This window comes from Paenibacillus sp. P4_E11 (genome assembly GCF_056401635.1).
In genome coordinates, this window is record NZ_JBFUIX010000023.1 from 58,273 (window position 1) to 76,313 (window position 18,041).

General features: G+C 50.9%; 19 protein-coding genes. 1 reads left to right on the forward strand and 18 read right to left on the reverse strand.

Features of this window, described 5'->3' with window-relative positions:
• Positions 1-2 precede the first annotated feature (2 nt).
• The 18 genes from AC1DWB_RS11760 to AC1DWB_RS11845 all read right to left on the reverse strand — a co-directional run bounded on the left by AC1DWB_RS11760 (position 3) and on the right by AC1DWB_RS11845 (position 16,928).
• Positions 3-866: an ABC transporter ATP-binding protein gene (locus AC1DWB_RS11760; protein WP_477541268.1), complete on the reverse strand. Its 864-nt coding sequence runs from the start codon at positions 864-866 to the stop codon at positions 3-5.
• Positions 867-1,072: 206 nt separating this feature from the next.
• Positions 1,073-1,297 carry a helix-turn-helix domain-containing protein gene (locus AC1DWB_RS11765; protein ID WP_009672290.1) on the reverse strand — a complete coding sequence of 75 codons (225 nt, stop codon included), beginning with the start codon at positions 1,295-1,297 and terminating at the stop codon, positions 1,073-1,075.
• 161 nt (positions 1,298-1,458) lie between these two features.
• Positions 1,459-1,692, reverse strand: a complete 234-nt coding sequence (locus AC1DWB_RS11770; protein WP_477541251.1) for a response regulator transcription factor — start codon at positions 1,690-1,692, stop codon at positions 1,459-1,461.
• A 10-nt stretch (positions 1,693-1,702) separates the two neighbouring features.
• Positions 1,703-2,179 carry a cytochrome c biogenesis protein CcdC gene (locus tag AC1DWB_RS11775; protein ID WP_477541252.1) on the reverse strand — a complete coding sequence of 159 codons (477 nt, stop codon included), beginning with the start codon at positions 2,177-2,179 and terminating at the stop codon, positions 1,703-1,705.
• A 104-nt stretch (positions 2,180-2,283) separates the two neighbouring features.
• Positions 2,284-3,495, reverse strand: a complete 1,212-nt coding sequence (locus AC1DWB_RS11780) for an MFS transporter (RefSeq protein WP_477541253.1) — start codon at positions 3,493-3,495, stop codon at positions 2,284-2,286.
• A gap of 636 nt (positions 3,496-4,131) precedes the next feature.
• On the reverse strand, positions 4,132-4,869 hold the full coding sequence (locus AC1DWB_RS11785; RefSeq protein WP_477541254.1) for a GntR family transcriptional regulator: 738 nt from the start codon (positions 4,867-4,869) through the stop codon (positions 4,132-4,134).
• On the reverse strand, positions 4,866-5,195 hold the full coding sequence (locus AC1DWB_RS11790) for a cupin domain-containing protein (RefSeq protein WP_477541255.1): 330 nt from the start codon (positions 5,193-5,195) through the stop codon (positions 4,866-4,868). Before AC1DWB_RS11790 ends, AC1DWB_RS11785 begins: the two co-directional genes overlap by 4 nt.
• Positions 5,196-5,348: 153 nt before the next feature.
• Positions 5,349-6,164, reverse strand: a complete 816-nt coding sequence (locus AC1DWB_RS11795; RefSeq protein WP_477541256.1) for a YhcN/YlaJ family sporulation lipoprotein — start codon at positions 6,162-6,164, stop codon at positions 5,349-5,351.
• A 130-nt stretch (positions 6,165-6,294) separates the two neighbouring features.
• On the reverse strand, positions 6,295-6,684 hold the full coding sequence (locus AC1DWB_RS11800) for a glucosaminidase domain-containing protein (protein WP_477541257.1): 390 nt from the start codon (positions 6,682-6,684) through the stop codon (positions 6,295-6,297).
• A gap of 136 nt (positions 6,685-6,820) precedes the next feature.
• Complete coding sequence (locus AC1DWB_RS11805) at positions 6,821-7,360, reverse strand: hypothetical protein (protein ID WP_477541258.1); 540 nt, start codon at positions 7,358-7,360, stop codon at positions 6,821-6,823.
• A 30-nt stretch (positions 7,361-7,390) separates the two neighbouring features.
• Positions 7,391-8,905, reverse strand: a complete 1,515-nt coding sequence (locus AC1DWB_RS11810) for a DEAD/DEAH box helicase (RefSeq protein WP_477541259.1) — start codon at positions 8,903-8,905, stop codon at positions 7,391-7,393.
• Between the two features lie 165 nt (positions 8,906-9,070).
• Positions 9,071-9,934, reverse strand: coding sequence for a sugar phosphate isomerase/epimerase family protein (locus AC1DWB_RS11815; RefSeq protein ID WP_477541260.1), 864 nt, complete (start codon positions 9,932-9,934; stop codon positions 9,071-9,073).
• A complete protein-coding gene (locus tag AC1DWB_RS11820) occupies positions 9,931-11,124 on the reverse strand; it encodes an N-acetylglucosamine-6-phosphate deacetylase (protein ID WP_477541261.1) in 1,194 nt (397 codons plus the stop codon). The genes AC1DWB_RS11815 and AC1DWB_RS11820 overlap by 4 nt, the downstream gene beginning before the upstream one ends.
• Before the next feature lie 5 nt (positions 11,125-11,129).
• A complete protein-coding gene (locus tag AC1DWB_RS11825; protein ID WP_477541262.1) occupies positions 11,130-11,903 on the reverse strand; it encodes a glucosamine-6-phosphate deaminase in 774 nt (257 codons plus the stop codon).
• Between the two features lie 37 nt (positions 11,904-11,940).
• The gene (locus AC1DWB_RS11830) at positions 11,941-13,221 is read right to left on the reverse strand and encodes a neutral/alkaline non-lysosomal ceramidase N-terminal domain-containing protein (protein ID WP_477541263.1); all 1,281 of its coding nucleotides are present in this window, start codon (positions 13,219-13,221) and stop codon (positions 11,941-11,943) included.
• Positions 13,222-14,250 (reverse strand): Gfo/Idh/MocA family protein, encoded by a 1,029-nt coding sequence (locus AC1DWB_RS11835; protein ID WP_477541264.1) that lies wholly within the window; start codon positions 14,248-14,250, stop codon positions 13,222-13,224.
• 3 nt (positions 14,251-14,253) lie between these two features.
• Positions 14,254-15,108: a sugar phosphate isomerase/epimerase family protein gene (locus AC1DWB_RS11840; protein ID WP_477541265.1), complete on the reverse strand. Its 855-nt coding sequence runs from the start codon at positions 15,106-15,108 to the stop codon at positions 14,254-14,256.
• A gap of 125 nt (positions 15,109-15,233) precedes the next feature.
• The gene (locus AC1DWB_RS11845) at positions 15,234-16,928 is read right to left on the reverse strand and encodes a polysaccharide deacetylase family protein (RefSeq protein WP_477541266.1); all 1,695 of its coding nucleotides are present in this window, start codon (positions 16,926-16,928) and stop codon (positions 15,234-15,236) included.
• 244 nt (positions 16,929-17,172) lie between these two features.
• Here AC1DWB_RS11845 and AC1DWB_RS11850 point away from each other — a divergent pair.
• The coding region (locus tag AC1DWB_RS11850; RefSeq protein ID WP_477541267.1) for an extracellular solute-binding protein at positions 17,173-18,041 on the forward strand (869 nt) is incomplete at its 3' end.

Here is an 18,041-nt window from a genome sequence, read left to right on the forward strand (position 1 = left end):
GGCTATATGGCGTGCGCTCTTACCTTGCTGGTCGATGCTGTGTCGGTGGATGGAGGCTTGAGTTCTTCGCTTCGTGGTGTCCGTTCGACCAATTCATACGGGATGCAGATCGGCACCCCAGTCCGAGGATCCGGCACAATGTCTGCCTCAATGCCGAACAAATCCCGCAGCGTATCGCTAGTCACGACTTCAGCAGGAGTCCCCTCGCGCATCACTTGGCCGGCTTGAATCGCAACCATATGCTGCGCATATCGAGTAGCATGATTCAAATCATGAACGACCATGATGATCGTACGGGCTTGCTCCTCATTCAACTTCACCAGCAATTTCAACACCTCTAGCTGATGCGCCATATCCAGAAAGGTCGTCGGCTCGTCGAGAAACAGGATGTCTGTCTGTTGGGCGAGCGCCATTGCGATCCAAGCCCGCTGCCGCTGCCCCCCTGACAATTGATCGACAGGACGATCCGCGAAATCCGTCATGCCCGTCACTTCTATCGCCCATTGTACGCAGCGGCGATCTTCTGCATTAGCCGTTCCGAGTGCCCGCTGATGTGGGAATCGACCGTAGCCTACTAACTCTGAGACGGTCAGCCCTTCAGGGGCGATCGGATTTTGTGGTAAGATGGCCAGTTGTTTGGCCACTTCTTTCGTCGATTGGCTGTGGATCGATTTCCCGTCCAGCAGCACCGAACCTTGTTGGGGCTTCATGATGCGCGCCATCGATTTCAGAATCGTTGATTTACCTGAGCCATTAGCACCTACAAGTGCTGTAATCTTCCCTGTCGGGATGCTCAAGTTCAGATTCTCTACAATCAATCGATCGCCGTACGCGATGTTCAACTTATCTGCAATTAAACGATGAATGAGAACTCCCCCCGTTTCATTTAATCCAACTTGTGCTTCAGAATCGACAAAATTATGATGATAACGATTCTCAATATCATAAATATATGGATATTGAGAATCATTGTCAATACAAATTTGTACAGTTTTCATGCAAAAAAGCTTTCCCGCAACGCTCCTTGGACAAGGAAACGCAACAGGAAAGCTTTCTGGGTGACTTTGACACATTAAATCTTCAATTCCCCAAGCTTGATAAGCTCGACAACCGCTTGTGAACGACCTTTTACGTTTAGTTTCTGCATGACATTGGAGATATGATTGCGCACAGTCTTTTCACTGATGAACAGTTGCTGGGCGATATCTTTGGTCGTTTTGTCCTGCACAAGCAGTTCAAAGACTTCGCGTTCACGATTCGTTAATAAAAACTTGTTTTTATGGTCGCTACCTTTCAATAGTGCCACCCCTCCTTGCTTGGGCTTTGTTTATAGTTACAAGGTAAAGGGATACAGTCAGTGTAGTCTATGAAGAGGGCAACCTCTTGGTGCGGAGTCCAGGAAAAATGGGCGTTATTCATAAGGATCCGCTTAGTAACGGCAATTAGTGCAGTAAAATCTTACGGCGCATCCAGTCGCGAATCCCAAGCCAGGCGCATTGCCTCCTGCCGGTCGGTAACCTGCAGCTTGTTCAGAATATTCGTGATGTAGTTGGCTACGGTCTTGCCGCTCAGACCCAGCCGCTCGGCAATGCCAACATTGGACGCACCCTCGGTCATCAAGTAAAGCACCTCGCGTTCCCGCCCACTCAGTTCGGCGATCAAGAACCTATTCCAAGGAGAAAAAAAGCTCACGCGACTTATGTCACGCGAGCTCTGTGCGTTGCCGGAGCAACTCCCGAAATTTCATGTACGATACAACTCTCCAAGGCACTACGTAGCCTACTGCCACGACTATGAACAAGGCCGTTTTCGTATCGGCGTCAATCATGCTCATATAATCTTTGAGCAAGAAACGGATAAGTGCAACGACTACGAAAGCTATGATAAACCCCATGTTCCGCTTGGCATAAATGTGCTGATCCTCACGAATCTCATAGTTGGTCGTCCAGATCAATGGGATAGACAACACGGCTCCTATTGCCAAAGCCACGCCCCACTCCCACAAAAAAGCATGGACATTAGGGTTAAACACAACCATCAGCATCCCAGGCAGCATGAAGAAGATCGGGGCCAGCAAGCGAATGCCATTCCCCTTCATAGGGCGGTACATGCTGCGCGTCCTTCTCCAGAGAACAAGTGCTATAATAGCCGCCATCATGACATAAACCGAGTAGTCCATCCTTGTTCGCCCTCCGTTAGTTACAGGAATTAATTACGCTCTCACATAGTTCATATGCCAGTATAGCGTAACAAGTGTGGATACGACAATGGTTTTTTGCATATTTACATCTCGGCGTGCGAGGCAGTGGCACCCTTCTTTCTATCCCGCAATGGAACGAGTATCAACGCACCGATTAGGAACAATATCCCGCTCAAAGAGTAAACGGTGACCAGTGAAGACCAGTCTTTCAAAGCCCCTGCCAACATCATACCAAGCACCATCATTCCCATAAATATCGGCGTAAGCGCCCCACTAACCCGGCCGATGAACGCCCCCTCGGTATTTTTCATGATCAAGGTATTAATGCCCACGTGAATACATGGGTAAAATAATCCGTTCAACACTTGGAACAGTAACGTTAGCGTAGTGTTTGTGGAAAAACCTAACCCCACCGTCCCCAGCATGCTGACGAACAATCCGATCGCAAGCAAGGTCTGCGGTTTCATTCGTTTGGCTACACCCATGATCGACGCCCCTCCGACTAGCATTGCTGCTCCATTGGCCATCAAGAGCCATTGTAGGAAGGTTTTGTCCTTTCCCAAGTTCTCAATTACGACGAACAGCATAAGCGGTTGTATCAGTCCCACGGCCAAGCCTGCGACGGCGAATGTTCCGCCGAGTGTACGCAGCGAACGATTGGACCCTACGTATCGAATCCCATCCATCAATTCCTGTTGGAAGCTGCCTGCCTCTGCCCGCTTCTCTTGTGCTGCATCCTTAGGGAGGAGCGACAATACAATTGCAGACAAGAAGAACATGACGCCGGTTACCGCAAGTGCAACCTCGATCCCGTACTGTTGAAATACAAATGTACCCACTATCGGTCCAACGACCATGAATACCCCCATAAGGGTCTGGAACAACGCCATAACACCTTGCAACTGCTCACCCGGCACATGCTGCTTGAACAACTTCATCGCCGATGGCTGCGAGAACTGCGACAAGATAGCCGAAACTAAGGTTCCGACGAATAAAGCTTTCCATGAGCCTGCCATGATGACAACTAACACCACGAATACGGAAAGTGCAGATAAGACGTCACTGCCTACCATTGTTCGCTTCGGTTTCCATCGGTCTGCGAACGTCCCCCCGATGATGGCGAATACGAAGATTGGTGCGAATTCGGCAACAGAGATGAGGGACACGTACAACGGATCATTGTTCGTCATATCGGTTACATACAGCAGGATTGCAAAATTCCTTACCCATATCCCGAGTTGCAACAGCACCCGAGACATGATGATCGTTCTGACATAGCGGTTTTTCAATAACACAATCGACACCTCTTTAATTAATATAGATAATTAACAATAAATCTATTAATACTTAGACATAATAATGTATTGTCTATAATAAATCAACAATTATTATAATCAGAGAAACCCGGCCAGTGGCCGGGTCCTTGGTCGTTGCGTTCAGTTTGTGCGCGGGTCGGGCAGGCAGAAGGGGCCAACCGCTATTTAAATCTTGTTCCTTGGATTATACGGTCAACGCTTCTCCACTCCATCCGCCTGCCTTCCCTTGCTCTTCTCTCCTTCATGAAATTATATCTTCCGTAGGCTCCGCGATCGGTATTTCGGTCGTACATCATCACACCTTCCTTCAATTTGGAGGTAACCCCGCAATCATACAGGAATTTCAGTCCACCAAAGAACTTTTACCGACCTTCTGCCCGATAGAGTGATGAAATCACTTTATTGGCGCTGAGATTCTCCAATCCGCAAAAGTAGAGTGATGTAATCACCTTATGTCCCTTGCTCTGGCAGTTAAAAAGGGAAACCTACCTCCGGTTCCTGTTCCACCCTGAAAACTTATACGTTCTGGCGTCAAACAAGACCACCGGATCTTTCTCCAGTAGTCCTTGTTTGCAGTAAATAAAAAACAAGCTTAAACATCTGCGGAACAATCGATCATTTCCCGCTTCGTTTCAGCTTAATTTTATAAGAATATTTGTCCGCTCGGGCGAAGCCGGTTTCATACACGATTGGAGCCGCTTCCTGGTCGAAGCCGGTTCTGCGAAACTTCAGGAGTGGAAACCCGATGCTTACCTCTAGCTGTTCAGCCAACTCGTCGTCTGCAACAGCTCCTTCAATACCGTGGGTTGCTTCATCTACATATCGTCCAGATACCGCATGAATCCGTTCATACAGAGAACCTGTATAATCATCCTCTACCGTCAAGCCGATCTCCAAGGGGATGTACGAATCCGAATAGACAATAGGCTGCTCGTCACCCAATCGAATGCGACTGACGAGCAGCACCTCGCTGTGTTCGGCTAGTTGCAGGCATTGGACGACGGTGCTCGAAGCTACTACCTTCTGTACTCCAAGTAATCTCGTGCCCGGTATCATTCCGCGCCGTCTCATCTCCTCACTGAAACTGAGCAGATCCGGCAAGTCGATCTTCAATCGAACTGATGCGATAAATATACCTCTACCTGTTACCCGAGTTATGTAGCCGTTCTCTTCCAGCCGCTCAAGTGATTTGCGTATTGTCGCCCGACTGACTTCGAATTTATCTTGAAACTCTTGTTCGGTGCCGAAGTAATCGCCTGGCTTGCGACTGCCTTCGAGTATGTCTGCTTCAAGCCATTGATAAATTTGATAATATAGCGGTACGGGAATGGTTCGATTAACAACTCTGCTCATTTGCTCAAGAAATCTTCTCTCATTGGTGTAAAGAAATCAATTAGGATTGAATTATCCTCCAACGCAAGAACACCGTGTACAATATCCGGTTCGACTATGTATCCATCACCCTTGACTATGACCTGCTTTTCTCCATTGATCGTCACTTCGAATGAGCCTGATGCCACATAAGCGGCCTGTCGATGCGGATGATGATGCAGCACACCCACCACACCTTTTGCAAACTTGACTTCCGTCATCATCATTTGATCCGTATACCCCAGAATACGTCGTTCCAGTCCTGGCTCCAGCTTGTCGAACTCGATCTGCGAAGCATGAATGAACATGAATAGAACCCCCCATCAGCTAAAAAGGACATGCTTCTGATAGTATAGCATCCATCGGGGAATAATTGTACAGTGCACCGTGTTAAAACAGCATGAAAGCAGGAACCATTGTAACGACACCTGCTTTCAGCCTTTTGCCAGCTAAAACATACTTTAAGGAGCAGTAGGAGCTACTTTCGCACCATTCTGTCCGTATATGGCATTCGTTCCATCTACACCGCTAACTCCATCCGTTCCATGTGTACTGTAAGTTCCACGTTGAGTATACGATTCATTCGTACCGTAGGAGGCGTTAGTTGGAAATATTTTTTGCACCGTCGTATTGAATTCGTTCAGAATCCCGGATATCGGCTTGCCTTGGCGAATCTGCTCCCCATATTGCTTGAAGCGATCGATAAGATCGGGATTAGAGGACACATACACGTTCTTCACTTCAGGTCGAGCCATATGCACCTTATCCGCGATTTGGGTCTTTACATGACCGGTAGCGTCGAGATCTTGTCCATGCTTCAGCTTAACCGCCACATACGCATTCTGATTCGTTAGCATAACGCTGGCCCATTCAATCGGGTCCATGGCAGTAAGTTGTGCGGCGATTTGCTCACTCGATTCCAAGGTGGTTGCATTCGTGTGGTATCCGGATGACGGAGCCTTATAGTCTTTCCAATTGTTCACTCCGTCTTTGTCATAGCCGGTAAATCCATTGTCACGATTCAAGCCCAGCTTCATATCACCTGAATCCCGGATGAGATCCGGATCGGTGCCACGGTAACGGTCGAGTCCAAGCCGCATATCTTTGTGATTGCCGGTTCCATAGTTGAACGGACGGTAATTGTTGGTCAACATCCTCGTCTTCACTGCGTCGTTTGTACCCGTACCTTCACGCTGACGATTACCGCAACCTGTTATACCAAATGCCACCGTTGTAGCCAGTACCGCTAACAGGACTGTCTTCTTCCCGTTGTTCATCAGTATTCGTCCCCCGTTTCCGATGATGATGAATAAGACCGATCGTAGATAGGATGCACCTAATCCGGGTTTACTCATACATTACAGAGGCGCCAGATGTCTGGAAGGGGATGTAACGATTGACTTACGTTTAGAGCAAACCTTTCCGATACATGACAGTCAAGCAACGGTAGAAATCAAAGCTGCCGTTATCAGGTGTATCAATAATTTCAAATACGACTGCTTGCTTAACCGCGTCGGCTGCCCATTCCGGCGCTTCTATGCTCGCTTGCTGCTCCAATTGACTTACCTTGCTTTGCAAATTAGTAACTTGCTCCTGCAATTGATTCAATTGCTCCAACACTTGCTCCACCTCCTCGTCGTATTTGTTCAAATTGTAGGAACGGATTATTTGGATTAATGCGTTGGCGTAATTGGGATCCGTTGCATACCCACACAGCCTTAACGCTTCTGCCTGCTTCTCAGGTGACCTTGCTTGCCGAACCCGATCATAGTTGTTGATGAAAGTTTGTCGATCCATCTCTGACCCTCCTATCCCTTTCATAGCAACTGCTTGTACTAGATATATATGGATCTCTTGCTAGATTTGCCTCCGCTTATATCGCTTATACAAAAATAACCTAGCGGAAGATCACCGCCAGGTTATTCATGTCTAGTTATCGCATCTTGAATGAAACCGCAATCTGTGAAGCTTCGAACTTCAAGTCCCGGATCGCGATGATCGGGGGAAGTTCCTTATCGATCGGAACGACTAGAGGATCAAGCTGGAAGCGGCTCAACGGGACACTCCACGGTCCTGCCTCCGTCTTCAAATGCTCGATGATCAAGTTCGGAGGTTGCCATTTCAGCAGGAAGTCCAGTGACGCTTCTACTTTCACTTGACTATATAGCTCTGCCTGAACGTGAGCGGTCACAATCTGACCATGCTGTTCGAAGCTCGCTCCTTGAATGTGCACGTTCTTCATAGGCGGATTGCGCTCAGCCAGTTCCCGCTTCATCAGATTGTTCAGGTCCTCTTCGGTCAAGATGAGCTCCAGGCTGCGTCGTGCCACCATATCCTTGATCTTGGCTGCCACGGAGATCGGTTCATAGCTCAAGTCCAACTGTTCCTTCGGTCTAACTGACCATAGCAGGGCTAGGCCGAGCAAGATTACGATAACGAGGAGTACTACGAACGCAACAATTACTTTCTTCATCCTACATCTCTCCCATGAGATCAGGCTCTGTTACGGCTGCTCAGGAGGCGGCGATGGCTGTTGTTGTTGAAGCTCTTGCTTCGCCTTCAGCCATTTTGGCGCCCCCTTGTTCTTCTTGTCGCGCTCGCGTGTGCGGTTGCGATCTTGCGCCTTCGCAGAAGCCGCCGCGCGCTGCTCGGGTTTCGCCTGCACCGCACCCGCGCCACGCGCGGAGGGCCGGGGCTCGCCGCCGTGCACAGCGGGCTTGCGAGCCCCTTGCCCGGACGCGCCGCTCGCCGCGGCACCGCGCCTTGGCGTAGCCTGTGCCCCTGCAGGCGCATCGGCCCGCGCGGTAGCGGCGAACGGCTTCCTGCCGCTGCCAGCGGCGTCGGTGCCGTTCCTTCGCGCCGCCCCGGCGCCCCGGCGCAGCTCGTCCGGCCGCAGTAGCTTGCCCTCAGCGAGTACTCGCGACTCGATACGAATACCGAGCTGCTCTTCGAACTTGCGCAGGATGAACGCTTCGCGATCCGTGATGATCGATATGCTTACCCCGTTCTTGCCCATACGGCCTGTTCGACCTGCACGGTGTACGTAATGATCCGCATCCGGAGCCGGATCCAGATGAAACACATGTGTTATACCTTCAATATCAAGCCCTCTGGCGGCAATGTCTGTAGCGATCAACAGACGAACCTTCCCTTCACGGAATCGGCCAAGTACTCTTGTCCGCTCCTGCTTCGGCGCATCTCCGTATATGCCAGCAGCCGGAATCCCGGCGAACTCAAGCTTAGATACTAGCTCCGAGATAGGATCGATCTCATTCACGAATACTAGAGCCGATTGGGGTTGCAAAGTCCGGTACATCCGGCGAAGCCACTCAACCTTGTCCCGCTCCTCGCAGACGACATACAGGTGCTCAATCGTATCAGCAGTCCGCTGCTCAGGTTCTATCTCAATGCGAGCGGGATCCGTCATCCAACGGTCGGCAATACGTTGTACATCCGTTGTCACCGTGGCGCTGAAGAATAGTAACTGACGGTCGCGCAGCGCGCTCTTCAAGATGCTCTTCACATCCTCGATCGTGCTCATCGACACGAGCTGGTCAGCCTCATCGGCGACGATGGTCCGTACCTCGTGCATCTTCAGCTTCCTCGCCTTAATCAGCTCCATCACTCGACCCGGCGTCCCTACTATGATGTGTGGGTGCAGACGCAGCTTCTCGACTTGTCTGCCTATTGCTGCTCCGCCAATCAAGCCTTGTGCACGAAGGCCAAGCGGTCCGCCATATCGCTCCATCTCTCCTAGAATTTGCATCCCCAACTCGCGTGTTGGCGCCAGTACGACAGCCTGCAATTCCTTGGAATCGGCGTTCAGTCGATTGAGTATCGGCAGCAGGTAGGCAAGTGTCTTGCCTGAGCCAGTCTGCGACTGGGCAATTACGTCCTTGCCTTGCAGGATAAGCGGAATCGCTTCCGCCTGGATGGTGGACGGCGTTCCAATGCCTTTCTCCGTCAGTGCCTGGAGCAATTCATCTTGGAGCTCCATTTGTTGAAATCCGTGGGTCATCTGATTAAGTACCTCATTTCTTCATATCCGCAATTCGCTTCTGTCCCTTACTATAGCACAATTTAGGAGAAACCGAAAAAACAGCCTCCCCAGCAATCAAGCGGGAGAGACTGTTCCTGCACATCCATTACTTCCTGTTCCTCGTTATCCCAATATCGTTTATTACTAACCTTTATATCCTGCCTTCTCCAGCATCGACTTCACGAAGTTGAAGTCATGCTGCAACCGTTCGAAGGCTGGGAACGGAGCATGGCATTCCAGTGTCAGCCATCCCTCGTATCCGGTCTCCACAAGCGCGTTGATCAGCGGCTGGTGATCGGCTGCCCCTTCACCCAGTCTGGACTGAATGAATTTCTCCTCACCATGCTTCGTCAAGTTAGTGAACGTGCCAGGAGCACCGACCGCGTCCACACGCAGCTCATCCTTGATGTGGACGTGGAACATACGGTTTCCGAGCTGGATGACAGAATCGCGGCCATAATCGGTGTCCGTGATGTACATGTTGCCAGCATCATGAATCATTCCGACATTATCATGCTCGATCATATTCAGGAGGCGATGGCTGCTCTCCACAGTCTCCGCAATCGAGACGTTGTGAATCTCCAGCACGATCTTGACCCCTTGTTTCTTCGCTTCCGCAGCGCAACGATCGATCCAATAGGCTGCTTTCGCGTAATGGTAGTCCTTCGCCAGGAAGGCATTCGGCCCGCCCGGAGCGACCCGGATCATAGAGGAACCTAATACACCAGCCGCTTCCAACATACGCTGGAAATCGGCGAACGCCTGCTCGGAATCCTTGTCACTAGCGGTCGAGAAGCCACCCATGTAGCCGGCCAACGCTGGAAGTTCCAAGCCAAGATCATCAGCGACTTTGCGAACTTCCTTGATCCGATGCGAGCTCGTAGTAGGAGACAAGTGTGGTTCTCTCGCTGCGATTTCCATCCCGTCCATGCCCAATTCTCGAGTCAAACGCAAGGCTTCCTGAATGCTGTGCTCTATAAATACTCCGCTGAATGCTGCGAATTTCATGCGTTTCTCTCCTCTGTCCGATCGTACACGAGTGTACCGGTTTTATAGGTCTGTTGTAGCTGAACGCATTCGCCGTCCCAATCGAATACCGCCAAGTCGGCAGGTGCTCCGACCGCTAAGCCAGCACGAGCTGGTAAGCCCATGAAGGCAGACGGACGGACGGAGGACATGTCCCAAGCTTCGCTTAAGCTTGCAAGTCCTCTACGCACAACGTGCTCAATGCCCCACAACAGCATTTGGGCGGAGCCGGCAAGCACCTTCTCGTTCGCCGCCGTATGCAGCCGCCCTTCTGGTGTGAGCACAACCTGACCGCCGACATGAGTCTTGTATTCGCCAGCAGGAAGACCGCTCAAATACACGGCGTCGCTGACGAGCATCGCCTTCTGTCCCTTCACTCGCATCGCTACCTTCAACAACTGCTCTGGGATGTGAAACCCGTCAGCGATTAGACAGCACCACAAGTTGTCCTGAGCTAACTGCTCCCATAAGTAATTCGGGTGTCTAGGTATCATCAGATGCGATCCGTTGCCGAAGTGCGTTGACATCGATGCTCCTGCCTCAACTGCCTCACGAATATGCTCGGGTGTCGCGGCTGTGTGGCCGATGGATACGGTCACCCCATTAGCCACGCACTTACGGATGAAAGCCGGACTTGAATCCCATTCAGGCGAAATCGTAATAATCTTGATCAGCCCATCTGCCGCTTCCTGCCATCTCTCGAACATTTCCCAATTCGGAGCTTGCACGTATTGCAGCGCGTGAGCTCCACGGGCGCCGTCCTCCGGCGAGATGAAAGGGCCTTCGACGTGGATGCCGGCAATAGTCTGACGGGCGATCTCATCCTGTCTGCACGCGTTCGCAATCGCATGTACGCCTTCGAGAATTTCTTCTTCACTATTCGTAATGACCGTTGGGTAATAGGCCGTAACGCCTTCACGAAACAACTCGCGGGACGCTTGTTCCACGACTCCGTTCGGGATCGGGATCGTGTTGAAATCAAGTCCGTTGTAGCCATTGATTTGCAAGTCAACTAATCCAGGCCCGATGCGGAACAGCGTAGAACGGTTGTCTGCCTGGATTCGATCCACGGCAGCAATAACTCCATTCTGAATCGATACCCGTATTGGATGACCTGACGAATAATGCAAGCCTTCCAGGACGACATTCGAATCGTTACTTGAACTGTGCATAATGGTTAGCCTCCGTAGGAATCCCGATCCACATACAGCGTGCAATCGGCATGTTTGCGTAATATGGTGGAAGGACATTCTGTCGAGATTGATCCGTTCAAGGTACGCTGAACAGCAGCGCGCTTCGTCGGGCCTGGTACCATGCAGTACAGGTAGGTGCCGGACATCATCGTTGGAATCGTTAATGTTAGCGCATGCGTAGGCACGTCATCAAATGTAGGGAAGCAACCGTCATTCACTTGCTGTTGACGACAAGCATCGTCAAGCTCAACAGATTTGATCGGCAACGGATCGTTGAAATCAGCGACAGGTGGATCATTGAAGGCGATATGCCCGTTCTCGCCAATACCGAGACAGACGATATCGATCGGTGCTTCTTGGATCAGCGCGCCATATCGGCTGCATTCCTCAGCAATAGTCTTGGAGCTGTCGATCAAATTCACTTGCCCCGGCTTGACCCGATCGAACAACCGGTCGCACAGGAAGCGACTGAATTTCTGAGGAGCATCGTTCGGCAATCCGATGTATTCATCCATGTGGAAGACGGTAATCCGGCTCCAGTCAATGGCGGTGTCTGCAGCTAGCGTATCTAGAAACTCGTTCTGTGAAGGCGCAGCCGCGAAGATGATGCGGATCGCAGCTTTCTCGCTTAGCAACCGTTTGATCGTCGCGGCTGCTGCCGCCCCTGCTGCTGCCCCGAGCTCCTTGCGGTTCGCATACACGTTGACCTTCAATTCTTCGACTGACTCGGATATAACCGGTTGAGCTTGTAATGGCATGATGTAATCTTCCTTTCTAATCCGATTGTGAAACTGCTTATTGCAATAATTGCTTGATGCCCTCTTCGATGTTGGCTTCAAGTGTTGTGTCGAACACAGCTGCTAGCGTGAACAGCCTGTGGGAGTCACGACCTTCATAACCGCCTTCTTCAACTTGCTTGGCTGTTGGCACATAGCCTACCATGCCATTACTATAGCCGAGCGCACGCGCTCTGCCTCCCGACAACCGCTTCACCTTTTCGCTATATTCCAACACCATTTCACCATCCATCGCGATGAACGATAACCCATCGGCTATGTCCAGCCGACTGATCTGCAACGGAATGGAAGGCTGAAGCAGTTGCGGATTTTGCTGCAGCTTCGCGGACCATTGAGCCGGAATCCCCTCAACTTCTGCCGAAGCTGCGATTTCAGTCTCACTAGGCAACGCTTCGTAAGGCAACTGCACTTCCAGTCTGCGTCCGCTAATCGCTCCCGGTGGAATAGATTTCATCGGACGAGCTAACACCGCCGCTACTTCGTTCGCCAACAGCCGACCTAGTCGCTTAACGTCCTCTTCCGTACCGGAATAAAACTTATCTTCTTTATATAGAGCCGGCCTTGTTTCTCCGCAACAACCTTGCAGGAACGAGACGACTGCACCGCCACCTAGCGTCTCTTCCAGCTGCTCCATTGCCGCACCGGAGTAATCCGAATTCACCTGATTCATACTTGATACGGTTGGGTGACAAGTATAGTGCATCCAGACCGCCTTCGTCGCCCCGGTCTCGGTCGTAAACCGGAATACTTCTACGTTCGTATCGATATAATTGTCCGGGTTAGGAGCCATAATCATCGCGCCATCTACCCATTTGCGACGATTAATGCCTACTTGGCAAATTCCGCTGCCTTGTTCCACAGCCACAGGTTCCATTACTTCCAACGATTGTCCGACCGCCTGCAGCAGCCACTCTTCCAATTGCTCGATATAGGCAGCATCGGGAAGGCCCAACATATCGACGAACACAGTCGTAGTCTGGGGCCCGCCGTGTGTATGAGAAGCGCTCAGAACAATATGCTCCTCACGAATGCCATACCGGTCAAGAAGCTTCTTCCGAATGCCAGCCATACGTTCCGGCCCCCACCAGATGATATCCGCTTCTACTAGCAATGCCAGTCTATCTTCGCCGTCTACGGATTGTCGGAATACGTTCGCCCGCAAGTAAAGACGGCTGCTGACTCCTTCCAGCAGGCCTTTGCGATGCCCGTACCCTGCAAGATGGATGGCTTCAGTCGGCGTGATATCTACCTTGGCTACGCCCATATACAATGTGTTCATTTAGGCCTCCAATATAATCGGTTTGCCTTGCTGTGACGACGCATAGATCGATTCGACCAATTGAACAGCACGTAGGCCATCCATTCCGGTTACAATCGGGGTCTTGCCGGTCTCGATGGATTCGATCACATCGATGAACTGAAGTTTGTGATTGACATAGGAAATCGCCTTAGGATCAGAGACCCCGCCTCCGCCAACGGCCGGTGCGCCGAAATCCGGTTCCGCAACTCCAGGTACGGTCCAGTGGCTGATGGCGGTACCTTCCAGCTTAATAGAGCCTTTCTCGCCATACAGATTCAATGTAGCCTGGAATCCCGGTTGTATGCTGGTCGATGCCATGACAGTACCGAACGCACCATTCTGGAATTGCAGAATGCCGAGTCCAATATCTTCTGCTTCCATCTCATGAGTCTGCGTAGCCACCTTGCCATAGACCGAAGCGAGTGGACCGCCGAACCAGAGCAGCAGGTCGATCGAGTGGATGCCTTGATTCATCAGGGCACCACCGTCTTCAGATAACGTTCCCCGCCAGTCAGCGCTATCGTAATACGCTTGCGTCCGGTAGAACGGGAGGGAGATCTCGACCAGCAGTAAGCGGCCCAGAGCGCCGTCATCGATCACCTTACGCACAGCCTGATGTTGAGCCTCGAATCTACGTTGAGAGATAACGGACAATGTAACGCCGCAATCACTTGCGGTTTGGATGAGCTCCGCTACTTCGGCAGCCTTCATTGCAGCAGGCTTCTCGACAACGAGATGCTTCCCTGCTCTGAGTACGTCCAGCCCGATCCCGTAATGACTTCCGCTCGAAGTCGTCACGGACACGATGTCCACGTTCGGATCGTTCAACATATCCTTATAATCGGTGTACCAGGCGCATCCTTGGGCTTCCGCAACACTACGCGCTTTCTCTTCACTGCGGCTGGATACCGCCGTCACCTTAGCATTGGCGATTTCACTTAACGCTTTTATATGAAAATCTGCGATTGTTCCACAGCCTATGATTCCGATTCGCCATATTTTCTCCACAACCTATACCTCCTGAACAAGTGTTCTTAACGCATCAAGTGTCATACGTGTACCCATCATCTGCGTTCCACCTTCAGGAATATAATGGGTCTCAATTGTAAAAAGTCCATCGTACCCGTCTGCAACGAGTGCTTTCAGCTGAGCGATCACCGATACGTTGCCTGATCCGAGCGGGACACAGCGGGATGTACCGTCTTCTCTCGAGTATGCGTCTTTCAGGTGAACGTGTGCTAACTCATTCTTCATCGTCTCGTAACCAGCAGGGAAAGCTTGACGCCCAGCATAAGCTTCATTGCCCGGATCCCACAGTCCTTTCACCGCAGGTGAATCGACGCCTCTAACAATAGTCGCTACTTCGTCCGCGAATCCTCCATTGCAGGATGGCTCATTCTCAAGCAGTAGCACGATACCTGCATGCTCAGCGATTGCTGCGGCACGCTTCAGGTGAGTCACGATCTCCTCTGTGTACAGCTCCGGCTGTTGCTCCCGCCAGAACGAGAAGATGCGAATCATCTTCGTGTTCAACAACGCAGCAATGGCAATAACGCGTTCCAGCTTGGTGAAGTGAGCTTCCACACTCTCTTCTTGCTGGCCGAACACATCGCCCGATGCAACCGGTCTCATCGGATCGAGTGCACATTTGAACAGCGGAGAAGCGATAGCTGATATAAACAAGCCATGTGCCTCTACTTTCCGGCGAATCTCCCTAACTTGCTCATCATTCAGATTGGATACGTTCACACCATCGACTACACGGACTTCTACATGCTTCAAGCCCTGCTCTTCAATCCAGTCAAGCGCTTCGTCGAAACGAGCGGATACTTCATCTGTCAATACACCTAATTTATCAAGAACCACAATGCCACTCCCCTAATCTTCTTATCTTGTTGACTATAACAAGTTTCAAAAGTGAAATGTTGACTTTTCTTTCGATGCAAGTATAAATATTTTATGTTCATCGCAAGCACGTCCCGGAACCCATCTTACCTCACAGCTGTTTCGCTGAATACCGTCGTTTTTCGACAGACTACACCATACTTGATAGCCGTTTCGCCGGATGTCGTCTCCCCGCTGGTGCCGATAGGTAACCAGACGATCAAGCCGGTAACGTTCTCGCCGCCTTCCAATTCTACACGTCCCTCGCTACAAGCAACGATTCGTGCTGTGCGTCGGGCTCTCTCCCACGCGTTTACTTGCCTGCCGGTCCAGAATTCGAAGCCTCGGCTTCGTGCTTCCTGCACAACCGTACGGAACGCTTGACGCACTTCTTCCTTACGGTAAATGTGATGTTGGTGGAACAAGAAGTGAGCAATCCCGTCCACTTGTCTCGCTGCATCGAGACATGGTTCAATAATGCTTCTGTCCGCCCATGAGCCCAAGTCCATGTCCTGCGTGAAAAATCCGATTTCTAATACGTTGTAAATCCGATTCTGCTCGTCGTTCCAGGCGATAGGGAAATGAGGATGGCACGTTGCATAGGGCATTCCGACATTGCCCCGCTTACTTGGTCCGCGCGTTTGGTCCGTTTCGATTCCGGTCTCTTCACACCAGCGGAATAGTTCGCCCCAGCCTTCGAAGCGAGTATAATGGTTTTTATTCGAGACAGCATGCTCGCTACCGATCGCGCTTTGCAGCCACTTGAACTGGGATAACCATTGTTCCCGGCTCCACGGATGATCGATTGCATTATAATGAAAGCCAAGCTCATGCCCGGCTGCCTTGATTGCCTCATATATAGGTGGACTGTAACCGGGTTCGATCATGCACCATGTCGATTGGATGTTGCATTCCTTCAGAATTGCCAAGGTCGCCAAGCCAGCTTCATCTTCATTACCGTCACTGTCGTGCGAGATCATCGCGACTCCGCCTACTCCATCTGGCCAATGTCCGATGAACGGCAGCGTCAGTCCTTTGTCCAAAGCAGTTCTAAGCAGGTGACCGACCAGCGCTTCCCGCCATAAATCCGCATAAGGATGGGCAAAGTAAGGCTGACCTGTCTCCGTGACAAGACGGTCAAGATCCCAATCCTGTCCTGTCTCGTCGTCTGCCTTCAGCCAACCATCGTCAACAGAACCCGAGCCGTCCTGCGCGGGAATGCCATCCTCGAAGACCGGCTTCAAGCCCTGCTGCAGCCCGACAACCGTATTCAGCATATCCACGGACCATCGATCAATCGTACCAGCGCCAACCTTAAATCGGAGTATCGCATCGGCAGGTCGCACAGCCTCTTGCGGATGACCGCTGATCGTACCTACCCGCTCAGAAAGGAACTCGTTGGCGGTTCCTGTCGACCAAGCTGTCGCCTTGAGGAAACGAAGAGGTCTGCTATCTCCCCACGCTTCCGGAAGTTTGGCGTATCCAGGCTGCAAGGGAGCTAACGCGGTGCATTGCAGCTTCTTGGCGAGCCCGCCCATATTGCCCAAACCTATAAGAGCACCGCCATTCTGGGTGTAGTTCCACAGCAGCTCAGCCGACGTGGCACCTTCCCGGACGAATGCAACGATTACCAAATCGGGATTGCTCGTCGCCAGTTCATCCGCGCCATCCAACCATTCGAACGGGATCCCAGCCTTACCGAGCAACTCCCCTATATACGATTCAAATACATTAATTCCTTGCAATCTGCGCGATTGTGCTTCCTTACGATCAAATATTACAKCTAATTTAGCCATTCTCATGATGGTTAATCTCCTTTATTCATCAATTGTATCGTACCTGTATTGTATCTCACTAGCTATAACTCTGACCAGTTCTTTTTTTAAGTGTAGTTCCGGGGCCCCCACAAAGTAATCGGAAAATACCTCGAAAGTAATACGTCACTTTGTGGGGTTATTTGGTGTCTCTTTTTCTGAGTTTCTATTTCGCCATCATTCGACTATAATTATGTATTGAACCAATTTTATTAGGAATGGAAGAACGTACATGAGACGTGAAAGCGAATTTCGCTACTCCAAATTAGCCAATATTTTACGCGAACAAATATTATCCGGGTATATCAAGCCAGGCGAGTTTCTGTTCTCCGAGAACGAGCTTTGCCGATACTATGGAATTAGCCGAACTTCGGTCCGTAAATCATTGGATCAACTGCAAAAAGAAGGACTGATCGTCAAAAAAGTGGGACAAGGCACAATCGTCTCACCAGATCTCGTTATCCCCGATAGTCCAACGAGAGTGCTGCGCATTATGGCACCTGCTCCATCGCACTATGTGGATCACTGTATGCCGATTCTTATCGAAGCCTTCAAGAGCAAATATCCGAATGTTGAAGTGAAGCTGCTGAGCTTCCCAGCATTTAATTTCAATGAATCGATGAGAACCGCGATGGAGCTCGGGCATGCGCCACATCTAGTGCTTATAACTGACCGTCAATATGATGAACTGATTCAGTTCGCTTCCTTCTCTGATCTTCAGGATCACTTCAAGCATTCACTCGAAGCCATGTACCCCCGACTTGTCGAAGGGTTTCGCCGTGGGAATGAAGTGAAAGCTATACCAGCTACGTTCTCGCCAGTCTACATGGCTTACAACCCGCGTTTGTTCGAGGAACGCGACATCCCGCTCCCGCATCCGGACTGGACACTGTCCGAGTTCGTATCTGCTGCTGAGCAACTTACGGTTGATACGGACCTGGACGGGATTACGAACCAATACGGAATGGTGCTGTCCTCTTCATCTAGTCGATGGCCTGTCATTGCTCTGCAGAACGGCTATCAATTCCAGCCTTCTTCAAGTCGCGAGGCGTTGGTTAAGACATTGTCGTTTCTTCACGATGTGATCTACCGGAAACGGGC

Bases quoted from the DNA above. Each gene is read 5' to 3' on its own strand.
- AC1DWB_RS11790 (WP_477541255.1), bottom strand. From the start codon at position 5,195: ATGTTCATTCATGCTTCGCAGATCGAGTTCGACAAGCTGGAGCCAGGA.
- AC1DWB_RS11810 (WP_477541259.1), bottom strand. From the start codon at position 8,905: ATGACCCACGGATTTCAACAAATGGAGCTCCAAGATGAATTGCTCCAG.
- AC1DWB_RS11825 (WP_477541262.1), bottom strand. From the start codon at position 11,903: ATGCCATTACAAGCTCAACCGGTTATATCCGAGTCAGTCGAAGAATTG.
- AC1DWB_RS11775 (WP_477541252.1), bottom strand. From the start codon at position 2,179: ATGGACTACTCGGTTTATGTCATGATGGCGGCTATTATAGCACTTGTT.
- AC1DWB_RS11815 (WP_477541260.1), bottom strand. From the start codon at position 9,934: ATGAAATTCGCAGCATTCAGCGGAGTATTTATAGAGCACAGCATTCAG.
- AC1DWB_RS11800 (WP_477541257.1), bottom strand. From the start codon at position 6,684: ATGGATCGACAAACTTTCATCAACAACTATGATCGGGTTCGGCAAGCA.
- AC1DWB_RS11805 (WP_477541258.1), bottom strand. From the start codon at position 7,360: ATGAAGAAAGTAATTGTTGCGTTCGTAGTACTCCTCGTTATCGTAATC.
- AC1DWB_RS11785 (WP_477541254.1), bottom strand. From the start codon at position 4,869: ATGAGCAGAGTTGTTAATCGAACCATTCCCGTACCGCTATATTATCAA.
- AC1DWB_RS11795 (WP_477541256.1), bottom strand. From the start codon at position 6,164: ATGAACAACGGGAAGAAGACAGTCCTGTTAGCGGTACTGGCTACAACG.
- AC1DWB_RS11820 (WP_477541261.1), bottom strand. From the start codon at position 11,124: ATGCACAGTTCAAGTAACGATTCGAATGTCGTCCTGGAAGGCTTGCAT.
- AC1DWB_RS11830 (WP_477541263.1), bottom strand. From the start codon at position 13,221: ATGAACACATTGTATATGGGCGTAGCCAAGGTAGATATCACGCCGACT.